At 69.7% G+C, this 15707-nt stretch carries 15 protein-coding genes and 1 pseudogene; 8 read left to right on the top strand and 8 right to left on the bottom strand.

Annotated features, from left to right (window positions below; translation table 11 throughout):
• Positions 1-12 precede the first annotated feature (12 nt).
• From ACWD2L_RS27675 to ACWD2L_RS27660, 4 genes are read left to right on the top strand one after another with little or no spacing between them, the layout of a single operon-like run.
• Complete coding sequence (locus tag ACWD2L_RS27675; protein WP_351334935.1) at positions 13-777, top strand: 2-keto-4-pentenoate hydratase; 765 nt, start codon at positions 13-15, stop codon at positions 775-777.
• Entirely contained in the window at positions 777-1214 is a 438-nt protein-coding gene (locus ACWD2L_RS27670) for a RidA family protein (RefSeq protein ID WP_351334932.1), read from the top strand. Before ACWD2L_RS27675 ends, ACWD2L_RS27670 begins: the two co-directional genes overlap by 1 nt.
• Positions 1211-1732: a 3-hydroxyanthranilate 3,4-dioxygenase gene (locus tag ACWD2L_RS27665; RefSeq protein ID WP_351334929.1), complete on the top strand. Its 522-nt coding sequence runs from the start codon at positions 1211-1213 to the stop codon at positions 1730-1732. The genes ACWD2L_RS27670 and ACWD2L_RS27665 overlap by 4 nt, the downstream gene beginning before the upstream one ends.
• Before the next feature lie 4 nt (positions 1733-1736).
• Positions 1737-2729 carry an amidohydrolase family protein gene (locus ACWD2L_RS27660; RefSeq protein WP_351334927.1) on the top strand — a complete coding sequence of 331 codons (993 nt, stop codon included), beginning with the start codon at positions 1737-1739 and terminating at the stop codon, positions 2727-2729.
• Positions 2730-2786: 57 nt separating this feature from the next.
• Here the strand turns inward: ACWD2L_RS27660 and ACWD2L_RS27655 are convergent, their stop codons facing one another.
• Together ACWD2L_RS27655 and ACWD2L_RS27650 are read right to left on the bottom strand one after the other, a co-directional pair.
• Positions 2787-3743, bottom strand: a complete 957-nt coding sequence (locus ACWD2L_RS27655; RefSeq protein ID WP_351334924.1) for a LysR substrate-binding domain-containing protein — start codon at positions 3741-3743, stop codon at positions 2787-2789.
• Positions 3744-4355: 612 nt separating this feature from the next.
• Positions 4356-5210 carry an NmrA family NAD(P)-binding protein gene (locus ACWD2L_RS27650; protein ID WP_351334921.1) on the bottom strand — a complete coding sequence of 285 codons (855 nt, stop codon included), beginning with the start codon at positions 5208-5210 and terminating at the stop codon, positions 4356-4358.
• A 156-nt stretch (positions 5211-5366) separates the two neighbouring features.
• Here ACWD2L_RS27650 and ACWD2L_RS27645 point away from each other — a divergent pair.
• Positions 5367-5516 (top strand): annotated as a pseudogene (locus ACWD2L_RS27645) (TetR/AcrR family transcriptional regulator); the annotation flags it as partial.
• On the opposite strand, the gene ACWD2L_RS27640 reads toward ACWD2L_RS27645, so the two are convergent.
• A complete protein-coding gene (locus ACWD2L_RS27640) occupies positions 5445-6950 on the bottom strand; it encodes a LysR family transcriptional regulator (RefSeq protein ID WP_451192065.1) in 1506 nt (501 codons plus the stop codon). The pseudogene ACWD2L_RS27645 and the gene ACWD2L_RS27640 sit on opposite strands and share 72 nt — an antisense overlap.
• A gap of 63 nt (positions 6951-7013) precedes the next feature.
• Between ACWD2L_RS27640 and ACWD2L_RS27635 the strand changes: the two genes are divergently transcribed.
• The 3 genes from ACWD2L_RS27635 to ACWD2L_RS27625 all read left to right on the top strand — a co-directional run bounded on the left by ACWD2L_RS27635 (position 7014) and on the right by ACWD2L_RS27625 (position 10811).
• Positions 7014-8534: an MFS transporter gene (locus ACWD2L_RS27635; protein ID WP_351334919.1), complete on the top strand. Its 1521-nt coding sequence runs from the start codon at positions 7014-7016 to the stop codon at positions 8532-8534.
• 57 nt (positions 8535-8591) lie between these two features.
• Positions 8592-9065 (top strand): MarR family winged helix-turn-helix transcriptional regulator, encoded by a 474-nt coding sequence (locus ACWD2L_RS27630; RefSeq protein ID WP_351334916.1) that lies wholly within the window; start codon positions 8592-8594, stop codon positions 9063-9065.
• A gap of 99 nt (positions 9066-9164) precedes the next feature.
• Complete coding sequence (locus ACWD2L_RS27625; protein ID WP_351334914.1) at positions 9165-10811, top strand: family 20 glycosylhydrolase; 1647 nt, start codon at positions 9165-9167, stop codon at positions 10809-10811.
• Here the strand turns inward: ACWD2L_RS27625 and ACWD2L_RS27620 are convergent.
• From ACWD2L_RS27620 to ACWD2L_RS27600, 5 genes are read right to left on the bottom strand one after another with little or no spacing between them, the layout of a single operon-like run.
• On the bottom strand, positions 10755-11561 hold the full coding sequence (locus ACWD2L_RS27620) for an SDR family NAD(P)-dependent oxidoreductase (protein ID WP_351334911.1): 807 nt from the start codon (positions 11559-11561) through the stop codon (positions 10755-10757). The two genes, ACWD2L_RS27625 and ACWD2L_RS27620, sit on opposite strands and share 57 nt — an antisense overlap.
• Positions 11558-12529, bottom strand: coding sequence for a fumarylacetoacetate hydrolase family protein (locus ACWD2L_RS27615; protein WP_351334908.1), 972 nt, complete (start codon positions 12527-12529; stop codon positions 11558-11560). The genes ACWD2L_RS27620 and ACWD2L_RS27615 overlap by 4 nt, the downstream gene beginning before the upstream one ends.
• Before the next feature lie 43 nt (positions 12530-12572).
• Positions 12573-13511 (bottom strand): VOC family protein, encoded by a 939-nt coding sequence (locus ACWD2L_RS27610; protein WP_351334905.1) that lies wholly within the window; start codon positions 13509-13511, stop codon positions 12573-12575.
• Between the two features lie 6 nt (positions 13512-13517).
• Positions 13518-14519, bottom strand: a complete 1002-nt coding sequence (locus ACWD2L_RS27605; RefSeq protein ID WP_351334902.1) for an amidohydrolase family protein — start codon at positions 14517-14519, stop codon at positions 13518-13520.
• Positions 14516-15652: an FAD-dependent oxidoreductase gene (locus ACWD2L_RS27600; RefSeq protein ID WP_351334899.1), complete on the bottom strand. Its 1137-nt coding sequence runs from the start codon at positions 15650-15652 to the stop codon at positions 14516-14518. Before ACWD2L_RS27600 ends, ACWD2L_RS27605 begins: the two co-directional genes overlap by 4 nt.
• Between the last annotated feature and the right edge of the window lie 55 nt (positions 15653-15707).

Genomic DNA, 15707 nt, shown 5'->3' with positions numbered 1-15707 from the left:
AGGACACACCTGATGCTCGACGCGCACACCGTCGACGAATTGGCCGGGCGGCTCGACGAAGCCCAGACGGCCGTCACCGACACCCTCAGCCTCGCCGACACCCACACCCTGACCATCGACGACGCCTACGTCATCCAGGCCGCGCTGCTCGGCCGGCGCACCGCACGCGGTGAGCGGATGACCGGCGTCAAGCTCGGCTTCACCAGCAAGGCCAAGATGGCACAGATGGGTGTCTCGGAGATCATCGTCGGCCGGCTGACCGACGCGATGTGTGTGGCCGACGGCGGCGATGTCGACCTCTCGCGCCTCATCCACCCGAAGGTCGAGCCCGAGGTGGCCTTCCGGCTCGCCCGGGACGTGGACCCGGCCGCCCCGGACACCTCCATCACCACCTGCGTCGACGCCGTGGCACCCGCGCTGGAGATCATCGACTCCCGCTACCGCGACTTCCGGTTCACGTACGAGGACGTGGTCGCGGACAACACCTCCGCGGCCGGCTACGCCATCGGCCCCTGGGCGCCGCTCCAGGACGTCGGCGACCTGACCGTACGGTTGAGCAACGAGGAGCAGGAGGTGGCGGGTTCGACCGTCGCCATCCTGGACGGGCCGCTGAACGCCCTGCGCGCGCTGCTCGACATGGCGCGCCGCCGGTCCGTCCCGCTGCGCGCCGGGGACGTGGTGCTCGCGGGCGCGGCCACGGCGGCGATGCCGCTGACCGCGGGGGTCACCACCTGTGAGGTCTCCGGCCTCGGCCGCGTCAGTGTGAGGGGTGTCTGATGGGCGAGGCACGTATCGTTCCGGGCAAGGCGACGCCCCGCGGCCGCTTCCCGCACTTCCGGCGCGCAGGAGACCTCGTATTCGTCTCCGGCACCAGTTCGCGGCGACCGGACAACACCTTCGTGGGTGTGTCCACGGACGAGATGGGCACCACGGACCTCGACATCCGGGCGCAGACCCGCGCGGTCCTGGAGAACATCGGAGACATCCTCGCCGACGCCGGTGGCAGTCTCGCCGACGTCGTCCAAGTGACCGCCTATCTGGTCAACATGAACGATTTCGGCGGATACAACGAGGTCTACGGACAGCACTTCGACGAGAACGGTCCGGCCCGGACCACCGTCGCCGTCCACCAACTGCCCCACCCGCACCTGCTCATTGAGATCCAGGCCGTGGCACACCTGCCCGCGACCGCAACCACCGAGGAGACACCGTGACCGACATCCCCGAGGTCATCGACTTCCAGGGCTGGATCGACGACCACGCACACCTGCTGAAGCCGCCGGTGAACAACCGCACCATGTCACTCGGCAACGACTTCATTGTCCAGATCGTCGGCGGCCCCAACCAGCGCACCGACTTCCACCTGGACCCGTACGAGGAGTGGTTCTACCAGGTCAAGGGGGACATGCACGTCAACCTGATGACCGACGAAGGACCGCACACGGTACACATCAAGCAGGGCCAGGCCTGGCTGCTCCCCGGCAACGTGCCGCACTCGCCGCAGCGCCCCGACCCGGACTCCATCGGCCTGGTCATCGAGCGGGTCCGCGAGGAGGGCAAGCTGGAGAAGTTCCTCTGGTTCTGCGCTTCCTGCTCGGCGACCGTGCACGAGGTGGAGCTGCAGGTGCGTGACATCGTGGCCGATCTCCCGCCGGTCTTCGAGGAGTTCTACGGCGACGAGAAGGCCCGTGTGTGCTCCGCGTGCGGCGCGCTGCACCCCGGGAAGGGCTGAACCGGTGTCAGACGTGATCGATGTCCACACCCACTACGTGCCGAAGGGCTGGCCCGACCTGTCGAAACTCGGTGGCCCCGACGCACCGTGGCTGCGGATCGAGTCCGAGGCCGAGGCCGTCATCATGACCGGGTCCTCCGAGTTCCGGCGCATCCAGGCGAACGCCTGGGACGCGGAGGTCAGGCTGCGGGACATGGACGCGGACGGCGTACGGACCCAGGTGGTGTCACCGACCCCGGCGTTCTTCCACTACGGTCGCAGCGGCGCCGAGGCCGCGAAGATCGCACGGATCTTCAACGACCTGGCCCTGGAGATCACCGCGCCCGCGCAGGACCGCCTGATCCCGTTCTGCCAGGTCCCCCTCCAGGACCCCGACGCGGCCTGCCGCGAGGTGGAACGCGCGGTGGCGGCCGGTCACCGTGGCGTGGAGATCGGCAACCACGTCGGCGACCAGGACCTGGACAGTGCCGGGGTGGTGACCTTCCTCCAGCACTGCGCGTCCCTGGACGTACCGGTGTTCGTGCACCCCTGGGACATGGACAACTCGCCCCGCCTCGACCGGTGGATGGCACGGTGGCTGACGGCGATGCCCTCGGAGACACACCTGTCGATCCTGGCGATGGTGCTCGGTGGTGTCTTCGACCGCATCGACGACCGGCTGAAGATCTGCTTCGCACACGGCGGCGGCTCGTTCGCCTTCTGGCTGGGCCGCATGGAGAACGCCTGGCACGGCCGCAACGACGTGGTCGGCACCTCGCAGTACCCGCCCTCGCACTACCTGGGCCGGTTCTCCGTGGACTCGGTCGTCTTCGACGAGCGCGCGCTGCGGCTCCTCGTGGACACCGTCGGCGAGGACCACGTCATGGTGGGCAGCGACTACCCGTACCCCCTGGGGGAGCGGCCGGTGGGCGAGGTGGTCCGCAAGAGCGACTTCCTCACCGAGGAGGCGCGACGCAAGATCACCCGCGGCAACGCGGAGCGTTTTCTGGGGACGTGACCGCCGCGCCGCGTGGTGGTCGGCGCCGGGACGCCGCTATGACGAGGGCGACGCGGACTATGAGGACTCCTCCTGCCGAAGGCCGGGGGAGTCCTCGGTCATGAGAGCCGCGGTCTGCTCCAGGGCCTTCAGCAGTGCCTCGCCGGACGGGCTGAGGGTGCGGCCGCCCGGCAGGGTCACACCCACCCGGTGCCCCACCGGCTCCAGCGGTACGGACAGCGGCGCGAGCCGGCCGTCGTCGCGCACGATCAGTGCGGGCAGCACCGCCACCACGTCGGTCTCCAGCAGGAGTTGACGCACCGTGAGGAACGAGGTGGCCTCTACCCGGTTCCGCGGCAGGGTGAGCCCCCGGCGGGCGAAGAGGTCCTCGACCTCGCGGCGGAGGGTGGTCTGCGAACCGGGCAGGATCCAGGGGAAGTCGAGGGTGTCCGCGATGTCGATCCCCTCCCGTCCCGCCAGCGGGTGGCCCGCACGGACGACCAGGCCTACTGACTCGTCGTACAGCGGGTGCCGGATCAGGCCGTCGCCGGAGGGCGCGGTCAGCCGGCCGACGATGAGGTCGATGCGCCCGGCCTCCAGGTCGAGCAGCAGCTCCTCGGGGGAGGCCTCCCGTACGATCACGGTCAGCAGCGGATGCGCATGTTTCAGCGCCGCCACCGCGCGCGGCAGCAGCGTGTTCGAACCGGCCAGGTGGATGCCGACCACCACGGTCCCCCGCTCCGCCTCCGCCAACTCCACCATGTGCCGGCCTGCCCGGGTGAGCTGGGCGAGCACCGCGCGCGCGTGCTGGGTGAAGGCCTCACCGAACACGGTGGCGGTGACCCCGCGCGGCCCGCGCTCGAACAGCGGGACACCGAGGATGTCCTCCACCTCGTGCAGGCTCCGGGTCGCGGCGGGTTGCGTCACATGGAGTTCGTTGGCGGCCCCCACCACGGTTCCTTGTCGGGACAGGGAGTCCACGAGCAGCAGGTGCCGCAGTTTGAGTCTGCCGTCGAACAGGCGGGGGGTATCCACGCCACGGACATTAGTCGACGCGGGCTCTGGCGCCGGGGCGGGCATTCCAGCCGCTCCACTTCGCGGCCATCGTCCTCGCACCGGTTCTGGTCGCCGCCGTCCCGCCGGCTGCCCGCCCGATCTGCGTCCGGCCCGCCGGGTACGCGGCGCGGCCGGGCTCACGGCCCTGGTGCTCTGGGCGCCGCTACTGGTGGCGGCCGTCGTCGTGACCGACCCCGGCGGGATCGGTCTGGATGTCTCCTGGCGCTTCGGCGTCCCGATGGCCGGCGCGCTGATCCCGGTGCGCCGTCGGGCATTCGCCGGGGTCCGCTCCGCGGCCGATTCGCACTCGCCGACGCGCCGTTCGTCGTCACCGTGTACGTCGCCGAGGTGAGCCACCGCGAGGAGACGCTCCTGCTCCTCGGTGCGCTCGCCGTCTTCGCGGCGGCCCTGCGCCTGATCCCGCGCCCGCGCCATTACGGCGGCAGCGGATCCGGCACGGCGAACGGGGTCCGACCTACTGGGACCGGACGGCCGCGGTGGCGGCCGTCCGCCGCTCGTAGACGGTGACGCGGCGGTCGTTCACGTCCGTGCTCGACCGGACGGTGAACGCGGCCCGCAGCAGCCGCTGCTTCATGCCGCGATGTGGGCCGCGAGCCGGTCAGTGGCACTGCTCGCCTCGCGGCCGAGGAGCTCGGACAGCAGCGGGTCGGCTTCTGCGAAGTGGCCGGCGCGGCCGGCCTGGTACCAGGTGAGCATGAATCGGGCCGCCTGTTCAGGGACGCCGATCGCGATCTGGTCGGCCACCCACTGTTCGTCGTCCAGGACGATGCGCTTGATGGTGTGACCGGTGAGTTCCGAGGCGATCCTGGCGAAGTCGTCGAAGGTGACGGCGGTCGGCGCGGTGAGGGTGACCGGGCCGTCGAAGGAGCGGTCACCGGCGAGAATGACCGAGGTGGCCTCGGCCACCTCGTCTCGGTCGGTGTACGGGACGGGACCGTCTTCCGGTCGGGCGATCTCTCCGGTCTCCTGCCACGGGCCGAGCAGCTGGTCAAGTGTGCCGTAGGCGCCATTGCGCAGTGCGGTCCAGGCGACTCCTGACCGGGCGAGGATCGCCTCGGTGGCGATGTGGATTTCCGACGGCGGGTACGGGTTGCCGGGGACGGCGGCGTGCTGGCTCGTGTAGAGGATCCGCTGGGCGCCGGCCTCGACGGCGGCCTCGATGGCGGTGCGGTGCAGGCCGACCAGGTCGGCCGCCGGGTCGTTGCCGGACACCAGAAGCACCTGCTCGGCGTCGGCGAAGGAGTGGCGCAGCGCGGCCGGATCTCCGTACGAGCCCTGCCGCACACGGATGCCGCGGTCGGCGAAGTGCTGCGCCTTGGCGGCGTCGCGGACGCTGACGCCGATCCGGTCGGCGGGTACACGCTTGAGGAGGTGCTCGACGGTGGCCCCGTTCAGGGCCCCGGTCGCGCCGGCGACAACGATCATGTGCGTGGTCCTTCTTTCCGTGTGCCCGCACCGGAACCGTCGCGGTGATGGGCGAGGCCATAAGTTGACCGTGTGGGTCAACTTCGTACGTGCCCGCAACCGTAGGTAAGCTGACCAGGCGAGTCAAATTTCGGTGATGAGTGGCAGTGGAAGACGGTGAGGACCTTGACCGGTGCGGTGCCATCGGAGCCCCGGCTGCGCGCCGACGCCAGGCGCAATTCGGAGCAGATCCGTTCAGCTGCGATCGGGGCCTTCCAGGGGCGGGGTCTGACGGTGCCGCTGGAGGAGGTCGCCAAGGCTGCGGGGGTGAGCAAGGCCACCATCTTCAACCGGTTCGGCGGTCGGATCGGCCTCATCGACGCCGTCATTGAAGAAGTCGTCGCGACGGAGCTGTTCGCGGTCATCGACCGCACCCGGGGTATGGACGACATCCGCGAGCGGATCGCGTACTACCTCACTGCGCTCCGCGACCTCCAGTACCGCCAACCGGCCGTCAATGACGTCCTGTTGCAGACGTATCCGCACTCGCGGCAGCTCATGGAGATCTGCCGGGTTGGCAGCGAGGCCAACGACGAACTCATCTCGGCGGCGCGGGCCACCGGTGCGGTACGGCCGGAGTTCACGGCGGGCGACCTCCACGCACTCGTCGTCGACAACGCCCTGGCCCTCAAGTACGGCGAGCTGCCTCCCCGGGGCGATTACGACCGCCGCACCACTTACCTCCTGGACGGAGTCCGCGGCCGATCCGCTTCCGGCGGACGATGACAGGGGGCGGGCTTCCGGGCGGTGTCTCAGGAGGCAGGTCCGGTCGCGGTGGCGAGGAAGTTGCGTACCGGAGGGGACTCCTGTCGGTCCGGGCGACAGACGACGGAGAGCGTGGAGGTGGCGTCGGGGTCGGTCAACTCGACGGTAGCGCAGGGCGGGCAGGCGCAGTGCGCGCAGGCAGTCGGGGACGATCGTGACGCCCGTGTTGGCGGCCACGAGACCGAGCAGGGTCGGGAACTGGACGCCTTCCTGGGCTGCCTCGAGGCGGAATCCGGCGCGGTGGCACAGCGCGGCGATGTGGTCGTAGAGGCGTGACACCTGGTGCCGGGGGAAGGTGAGGAAGCGCTCGTCGGCGAGGTCGGCCAGCGCTACGCAAGGGTGATCGGCGAGCCGGTGGGATTCGTGCACGGCCACGACGAGCCGCTCCCGCAGCAGGGGGCGCACGGTGAGCCCGGCCGCCCGGTCCAATTCGCGCACGATCCCGACGTCGAGGCGTCCCTCGCTGATCGACTCCAGCTGTGACTCCGTGGTGGATTCGGTGAGTTCGAGGTGCAGGTCGGGCCAGGACTGCTGGAGGGCCAGCACGGTGCGGGGCACGATGCCGAGCGCCGCCGAGCTGACGAATCCGACGCGCAGCAGCCCGATCTCGCCGTGTGCGGCATGGCCCACGGCGGACAGCGGGTGTTCGGCCTCGGCCAGGACCCGGCGCCCCTGGAGGAGCAGCACGTGTCCCGCGTCGGTCAGTTCAACGTGGCGGGTGGTGCGCCGGAACAGCGGTGTGCGCAGGTCCTTCTCGAACTTGCTGATCTGCTGGCTGAGCGCGGGCTGGGCGATGTGCAGCCGCTCGGCGGCGCGGCGGAAGTTCATTTCCGTGGCGACCGCGACGAAGTAGCGGAGTTGGCACCGACCTGAACGTCGCTTCGTCACTGGCCTGATACGGCCCGCGGCGGGGCGGGGCTGTGCGGCGATTGACATCCACAGTGCGTTGACTACTCTCAATATTGCTAAGAATATTGGTAATCAATGAACTGAGGTAAGATGGGTGTCGACCCGACCGCGCAGCCGTACCGATGGCGATGGCTGATCCTGGTCGTGATGATCGTCGCGGAGGTCATGGATCTCCTCGACGCGTCGATCGTCAACGTCGCGGGCCCCTCGCTGGAGGAGTCCCTCGGGGCCGGTTCCGTCGGTCTGCAGTGGGTGATCGGCGGATATGCCCTCACGCTGGGGGCCGGCCTGGTGCTGGGTGGGCGGCTCGGTGACCGCTACGGGCGGCGCCGGATGTTCCTGATCGGGCTTGCGGGCTTCACGCTGAGTTCGCTGCTGTGCGCGCTGTCGCCGAACATCGAGTTGCTGATCGCCTTCCGGCTGCTCCAGGGCGCGGCGGGGGCGGTGCTGCTGCCGCAGGGCCTCGGTCTGCTGCGTGAGAACTTCTCCGGGTCCGAACTCACCAAGGTCTTCGCGGTCTTCGGCCCGGTGCTGGGCCTGGGAGGCATCATCGGCCCGGTGCTGGGCGGCTTCCTCATCGAGGGTGACTTCTTCGGCCTCGGCTGGCGCTCGGTGTTCCTGGTCAACCTGCCCATCGGGCTCGCGGCCCTGCTCATCGCGGCGAAGTTCGTACCGAAGAAGCAGGGTGATCGCGCGGTGCGTGTCGACATGGTGGGCGCGGTCCTGGTCGTGGCGGCCTGTGCGTTGCTCGTGTTGCCCCTGAACCAGGGGCAGGAGGACGGCTGGCCGCTGTGGACCTGGCTGTGCATGGCCGCCTCGGTCATCGGGTTCGGTCTGTTCGCGTTGCAGCAGCGGCGTGCCGGTGCGGCGGGTCGTGAGCCCCTGGTGAAGCCGGGCCTGCTGCGCAAGCCCGCCTACACCGTCGGGCTCGGCGGCATCGCCCTGTTCTTCGGCGGGCTGATCGGCACGCAGCTCGTCCTCACGCTGTTCCTGCAGATCGGCCGGCACTTCAGCGCCGGCGACGCGGGCCTGGGTAACCTGCCGCTCGCGGTCGGCACGGCGATCGGTGGCGCGGTCAGCGGTGCCTTCCTCGCCGACAAGATCGGCCGCAGTGTCCTCCAGATCGGTCCGCTGATCCAGCTCGCCGGTGCCGGGCTGCTCTGGTTCGAGTTGAGCGGGCTGAGTGCCGACTCCTTCTCGATCTGGGAGATCGCCCCGGGGGTGGTGGTGGCCGGTATCGGAGCGGGCATGGTGATCGCCGCCCTGTTCAGCTTCATCCTCGCCGCCGTCGACGACGACGAGATCGGCTCCGCCTCCGGGGTTCTGTCCGCGGTGCAGGCCATCGGCGGCTCCATCGGTGTGGCGGTCTTCGGCTCGGTGTTCTTCGCGCAGGCCAAGGCCGGCGACTTCACGACCGGTTTCCACCACGCGCTGATCGTCCAGGCGTGTCTGTTGGTGGCGTTCTTGGCGATCACCTTCCTGCTGCCGAAGAAGGGGCGGCCCGATGAGGAGCAGCACGGTGTCACCGTCACCGTCGCTGCCGGCGTCGGCGACGTGTCCGACGGTGGTTCTGGCGGCTCCGGTGTGAAGCAGGACGCCGCCACCGCGTGATGTCGCGCATCATTGGTTGCCAACGTCCTTAGCGATCCAGGAAGCAGCTTCCACACCATGACGACTGCCGACCAGCCCACCGAACCCCGGCCCGCGGCCCCGGCGGAGGGCCCCATCCGCGACCAGCTGCGCACCCTGACCCGTCGTCAGCAACGGTTCGAGCGGTACCTGGGCCGGCAGATGCACGTGGACCCGGCCGGGCTCGGGGTGATGGACCATCTGGTCAGTGCCGGACCGGCGACGCCGAGCGAGCTGGCGCGCGAACTCGGCGCGTCGACGGCGGCGATGACGCTGGTGATCGACCGCCTGGTGGACGGCGGGCACGTGACCCGCGGCCCGCACCCCAGCGACCGGCGGAAGGTGCTGGTGACACCTGCGGAGCACTGGGAGGAGGCCGCGTTCCAGCACGTCGAGCCGCTCATCGTGGGCATCGGTGCGATCACGGAGACCATGACGGCCGAGGAACAGGCCACGGTGGCGGCGTTCCTCGAACGGGCGGTGGCCGCCTACGACCGGGCGACCAAGGCGTAGGTGTGTCTTTCTTGATCAACCCTCTAGTGGTTTAGACCACTTGGGGCTAGCCTCGCGCCACGCCCGTGAAGAGCGGGTCGGTGAGAGGAGCATGCTCAGATGGAGCCGCAGGGAGTCAGCCGCCGTCGATTCGTGGCCGCCGCAGGACTGTCCATTCCCTTGCTCGCGGGCGGTCGGTCGGAAGCCTTCGCGCGGCCCGCTGCCGAACGGGCCGCCCGACCGGACAGCGCTCAAGTCGCCCCGCCCACGGTCCTGCCTGCGGTGCAGAGGTTCGAAACGGGCCGGACAGCCGAGCGGCTGTCTCCGGCAACACGCATCGTGCTGCACCCCGAATCCGCGCGGGCGCTACGGGCGGTGGCCGAGGTGCTGGCGGAGGAGCTCGTGGTCGAGGGGCACGTGGACCGCACCCCGCGGACAGCGGTGTCGCGACACCCGAAGCCGCACGACATCGTCCTCGAACTGGCGCCGGTGGACGGGGCCGGCACCCACCCGGAGGCGTACTCGGTCGTCGTCGACAGAGCGGTCACCGTCACCTCCCCGACCGACACCGGTGTCTTCTGGGGCACCAGGACGCTCGTGCAAATGCTGCGCAACGGTCTCCCTCACGGCAGGGTCGTCGACTGGCCGGAGCTGACCGAGCGTTCACTTCTGCTCGACATCGGACGCAAGTACTTCACGCCGGACTGGATCAAGACGCTGATCCGGGAAATGTCGTTCCTGAAGATGAACGCCCTCCAGCTCCACCTGTCCGAGGGGCTCGGCTTCGGCGTGCAGAGCGACACCCACCCCGAGATCACCTCACAGCAGCACCTGTCCAAGGCGGAAGTGCGCGAGATCCTGGCGTACGCGAAGAGGTACCACGTGGACATCAATGCCGACGTGGATACGCCGGGCCACATGGAACACATCCTGGCCCACCACCCCGAGTTCCAACTCGTGCTCGCCGACGGCACACGGCATCCCGGATTCCTGGACTTCAGCATGCCGGGCGCCCGGCAGCTCGCCCACGAGATCGTCTCGGAAATGTGCGACCTGTTCGACGGGCCGGTATTCCACCTCGGCGGCGACGAGTTCTTCCCCGCCCCGTGGCAGGGGACGGGACCGGACGTCATCTCGGACCGTACTGCCCCGCAACTGGTGCGGTACGCCCGCGGTGTCAACGGAAAGGAGACCGCGACCGCACACGACGGTTACGAGTACTACATGAACGAGCTGGCGGACATCGTTCGTGCCAAGGGCAAGGTGCCCCGGATGTTCAACGACGACATCTACCCCGGCGAGGGTGTGAACCGGGTGGATCCGGGGACGCAGGCGGACGTCTGGATCCGTTGGAACACGGAGAAACCCCATGCTGGGGAGTACGTCGACGCCGGCCATCAGGTCATCAACGCCAACGGCGACTACCTCTACTTCATCCTCACGTCGACCGGTGTGGGCGAGGGGCCCCACAAGAACCCGAAGGGCATCTACGAGCGCTGGACCCCACGAACGTTCATGGGATCCGCGGGCAGCGCAGGCGACTACCTGCTACCGGAGACCAAGCCGGTGTTCGGCGCCCACCTCTCCGTATGGTGCGACTCACCGGAGTCGATGCAGCAGGACGAGGTCGCCCATCTGTTGCAGGAGTGGCTACAGGTGTTCGCGCAACAGACCTGGGGCTCACCGAAACCGGTTCCCACCCTCCGGGAACTACGCGTCAAGGTCCTGGACCGGGTGGGAACCGCGCCCCGAGCCCTGTCCGCGTGACGGGTACGGGGCCGGGGCTCCCGGTCGCAGCGCGTCGGAGATGGACTTGGCGCCGCCGTGCGCCGTGTAGCCGCCGTCGACCGGGATCTCGGCGCCCGTGATGAAGGACGCGTCGTCGGAGAGGAGGAACGCGACGAGAGGGGTGATCTCGTCGACCGTTCCGGTGCGGCCCAGTGGTGTCTCGCGGAGGTTGCTGTCCCGGAAGGCGGGGGCGGCCGACGCGGTCATCTCGGTCTCGATGAAGCCCGGATGGATCGTGTTGACGCGGATGCGGCGCGGGCCGAGTTCGAGTGCGGCGGTCTTCGACAGGCCCCGCAGCGCCCACTTGCTGGCCGTGTACGCGACCGGGTAGTGGGCGGTGAGGGCGGCGGACGAGCCCACGTTCACGATGGAGGCGCCGGGTGGCATCAGCGGAGCGAGGTGCTGGATGCCGAGGAGTGGGCCGGTGACGTTGACGGCGTGGACGCGGGCGAAGTCCTCGGCGCGTACGTCGCCGAGGCGGGCCCGCCAGGTGATGCCCGCGTTGTTGACGAGGCCGTGCACCTGACCGTACGACTCCCGTAGTTCGGTGGCGAGTTGGGCCCATTGGTGATCGACGGTGACGTCGAGGGGGCGGATGCCGTCGGCCCCGGTGACGTCGGTGGCGATGACCGTCGCGCCCTCACGTGTCAGGGCCGTCACCTCGGCGGCGCCCTGGCCGCGGGCCGCGCCGGTGATGACGACGACGCGGCCCGCGAGGCGACCGTTCACGGCCGTTCCCGGGTGCGGCGGCGGCCGGCCGGGAGCGGGACCGGGTCCGCGCCGGGGACGACCGTGTTGGAGACACTGCCGATGCCTTCGACGGTGAGGGTCACGGTGTCGCCGGGCCTGAGGGGCGGCGGGGCCTGCTCGCCGCGCAGGCCCCACAGTTCGGCGAGGCAGCCGCCGTTGCCGCAGGTGCCGGAGCCGAGTACGTCGCCGGGGACGACCAGGGTGCCGCGCGAGGCGTAGGCCACCATCTCCTCGAAGGTCCAACTCATGTTGGACAGCAGGTCCTTGCCGACGACCTCGCCGTTGACCTCGGCCGTCAGGGCCAGGCGCAGGAAGCCGTCGCTGTCGCGGTACGGCTCCAGTTCGTCGGCGGTGACCAGGTGGGGGCCGAGGGTGGTGGCGGTGTCCTTGCCCTTGCAGGGGCCGAGGCCGACCTTCATCTCGGCGGACTGGAGGTCGCGGGCGGACCAGTCGTTGAAGACGGTGTAGCCGACGATGTGCTCGCGGGCCTGGGTGGGAGTGAGGTCACGGCCCTCGCGGCCGATGACGGCGGCGACTTCCAGCTCGTAATCCAGGAGCGTCGATCCGGGCGGCGCGGGGATGTCGTCGTGCGGGCCGAAGACGGCGTGCGGGTTGGTGAAGTAGAAGGTGGGCGCCGCGTACCACTGCTCGGGAACGCCTGCCACGCCGTCGACGGAGCGGCGGACGCCCTCGACGTGCTCCTCGAAGGTCACGAAGTCCCGTACGGATGCTGGTTCCAGTGGCGGCAGCAGACGCACTTCGGAGACATGCGGGCCGGGCGGCAGCACGCGAGCCGCCGCACCGACGGCCAGCAGCCCCGCAAGGCCCTCGGTCTCCCGGAGGAGGGTGGTGAGCGAGGTGACATCGGGCAACGGGAAGAGGGTGCCGTCGTCGTCCACGACGGCCACGTGACGGAGGTGCTGATATTCGTATGCGGCGAAACGCATGGGTGGCTCCTGCCGGTGGGAGACGGAGAGGGGTGGCTCGGGCTCAGACCGGCGGGGCGACGAACACGCCGCGGTCGACGTCGTTGAAGGACTCCTTGGCGATGAGCTCGTTCATCGCGTTCGCCGTGCCCCACTGGTCGGTGACCTCGGGCTTCGAGAAGTCGTAGACGTGCGGGTGCCAGGTGTCCTCGTCGAGCTCCTCCAGCTCCGTCGTGTACTCGACGGTGTTGCCGTGCGGGTCGAGGAAGTACGTGAACGTGTTGTCGCCCGCCATGTGCCGGCCCGGACCCCAGACCTTCTTGAACCCGGCGCGCATGACACGGCCCGAGCCGCGCATGTACTCGTCCAGTCCGCGCATCTCGAAGGAGACATGGTGCAGAGCGGTGTGCGGGCCCTGCGCGATCGCCATCGAGTGGTGCTGGTTGGAGATCCGCATGAAGTGCATGACCTCACCCATGTGCGGCGACGAGAGGGTGTCGGAGAGGGCGAAGCCGAGGTGGCGCTCGTACCACTCCCGAGTCCGGTTCAGGTCGGGGGAGTTGAGGACGACGTGGGAGAGCTTGACCGGGATGGCCTCCTTCTCCTCGATCTTGCGGTGCTGCCTGACCTCCACGTCGGCGGAGACCTCGATGGTGCGGCCGTCGACGTCGAAGAAGCGGAAGCCGTAGCCGCCTCCGGGAGTGTCGACCTTGCCCGGATGGGAGACCAATTGGACGCCACCCGCGAGGAGTTCCTCGGCGAGCGTGTCCACATCGGCCGCCGAGGCCGCTCCGTATGAGACGAGGTCGAGGCGCTTCTCCTCGGCCTTGCGGAGCCGGACGACGTACTGCTCCGGGGAGCCCTCGGCGGCGAGGAAGGAGATGCCGGAGTCCTCGGAGACCTTGGTGAGGCCCCATACTCCGGCGTAGAAGTCGAGCTGCTTGTCGTAGTCGGGCACGGCGAGGTCGACGTGCCGCAGGTGGGTGAGCAGGCGTCCGTTCATGGTGGATCAGTCCTTTTGGAGGAGGGCGGATGCGTTGCCGCCGCGGATGGCGTCGAAGTCGGCGGCGGGCAGGTCCGCGGCGCGCAGGGCGCCGAGCGGGTCCTCGCTGCCCATGTCGAAGGGGAAGTCGGAGCCGAGCAGCACCCGGTCCGGACCCGCCGTCCGCACCAACTCCCTTAGTACGTAAGGGTCGTGGACGAGCGAGTCGAAGTAGAGGTGCCCGAGGTAGCTGCTGGGCGCATTGCGGCAGTCCTGTGCGTCCGGGCGTGCTCGCCACGCGTGGTCGGCGCGGCCGATGTGGGTAGGCAGGTAGCCGCCGCCGTGCGCCGCGATGATCCGCAGTCCGGGGTGCCGGTCGAGGACACCGGAGAAGATCAGGTGGGAGAGGGCGACCGCGTTCTCGGTGGGCTGGCCCACCGAGTTGGACAGGTACCACTGGTCGAGGCGCTCGTCGAGCGTGCAGCCGAAGGGGTGCAGGAACACCAGCGCCCCCGTCTCGGCGGCGCGGGCCCACAGCGGCTCGTACGTCGGGTCGGACAGTTCGCGGGCCGGTGCGTGACTGGAGATCTCGACCCCCAACAGCCCCTGGTCCAGGGCGTGGTCGAGTGCGCGCACGGCGTATTCGGGGTGCTGGAGGGGTACGAGGCCGAGGCCGCGCAGCCGGTCGGGGGCGGCCGAACAGTGCGCCGCGGTCGCCTCGTTGGCCAGCCGGTACACCTTCTCGGCCGTGTCCTCGTCCGCCCAGTAGTGGTAGTGCGAGGGGGACGGGCTGACCAGTTGGACGTCCACGCCCTGGGCGTCCATCACGGCGAGCCGCGCCGACGCATCCGTCAGGCGCTCGATGCGCTCGCCGATCATCCCGCCGTTGACCTTCAGCGCGGCCGGACCGTTGCGGCGGGCGTCCAGGGCGCGCGCCTCCGCGTGCCCCGGCAGACCGTCGACCAGCGCCTCGACCTCGGGCAACAGGACGTGCGCGTGCACGTCGACGGTGGGTGGTGTGTGGGTCACGGCAGCTCCCGCAGGATCGTCATGGTGCGGCCCATCAGGCCGGGGACATCGGCGTCGCGCACACCGTCGAGCTGCCACTGGCCGATCTGCACGGAGGCCTCGACGACGGGACGTACGCGCGCGATGCGGCGCTCGTAGTAGGCCTGGAAGAGCGCGTCGTCCCAGACATCGGTGGTGGTCAGCATCTCGGTGAGCACCAGCGCGTCCTCGAGGGAGAGGGCCGCGCCCTGCGCAAGCGTGGGCGGGCAGCAGTGCGCGGCGTCGCCTACCAGGACGACGCGGCCGCGGTGCCACGCACCCTCGACCAACATCCGGTCGAACCACGTGTAGTTGACCTGCGCCGGGTCGGTGATGCTCGCCGTGATCTCCGGCCAGTGGCCGCCGTACGTCGAAGCCAGGCGGCGCATCTCGTCCGCGTAGGAATCGACCGGGATCGTCGCCCGGTCCCGGTTGGCCTCGACGACGTACGCGTACAAGGTCGATTCGCTGGTGGGGCAGTAACCGGCGATGTAGGCCGGGCCGCCGTACGCGAGGTCGGTGCGGGTGACACCGGACGGGCGGGGGGCGGCGACGCGCCAGATCGCCATGCCGGTCGGCTCCGGCTTGTCCTGGATGCCGATGGCCACGCGGGTGGTGGAGCCGAGGCCGTCGGCGGCGATCACCAGGTCGTAGTGGCTCTCGCCGCCGTCGGTGAAGCGGACCGTGACACCTTCCGTGTCGGCGGACTGCTCGAAGTGCGTGGCCCGCACGCCCAGGCGGACAGTGGCGCCGCTCGCGCGGACCGCGTCGATCAGGACACGTTGCAGGTGCGGGCGCTGCATGCCGACGGTGGCCGGCAGGTCGTCGCCGCCCGTGCGCAGGTCCTCGGCGACGTGCAGGACCGTGCCGTCGGGGGCGGTGATGCCGACCGCGCCGAACCCGTACCCGGACTGCTCCACCTGCTCCCACACGCCGAGTTCGCGCAGGACGCGCAGCGCGTTGCCCTGGAGGGTGATGCCGGATCCGGCGGTGGCGTTCCAGTCGTCCTTCGCCTCGATCAGGTCGACCGTGACATCGGCGCGGCGCAGCAGGATCGTGGCGGCGTTGCCGGCCGCGCCGCCGCCGATGACGAGAACCGTGCGGGGTGAGCTCATGAAGGGATCTCCGGATCTCCGTTGTTTCTCAAGGAAGTTGAAAGCGGCGAGGTGC

Source organism: Streptomyces sp. NPDC002754 (assembly GCF_053592315.1).
The sequence above is the reverse complement of the archived record's forward strand: the minus strand, read 5'-3'. Positions and strand labels throughout refer to the sequence as shown.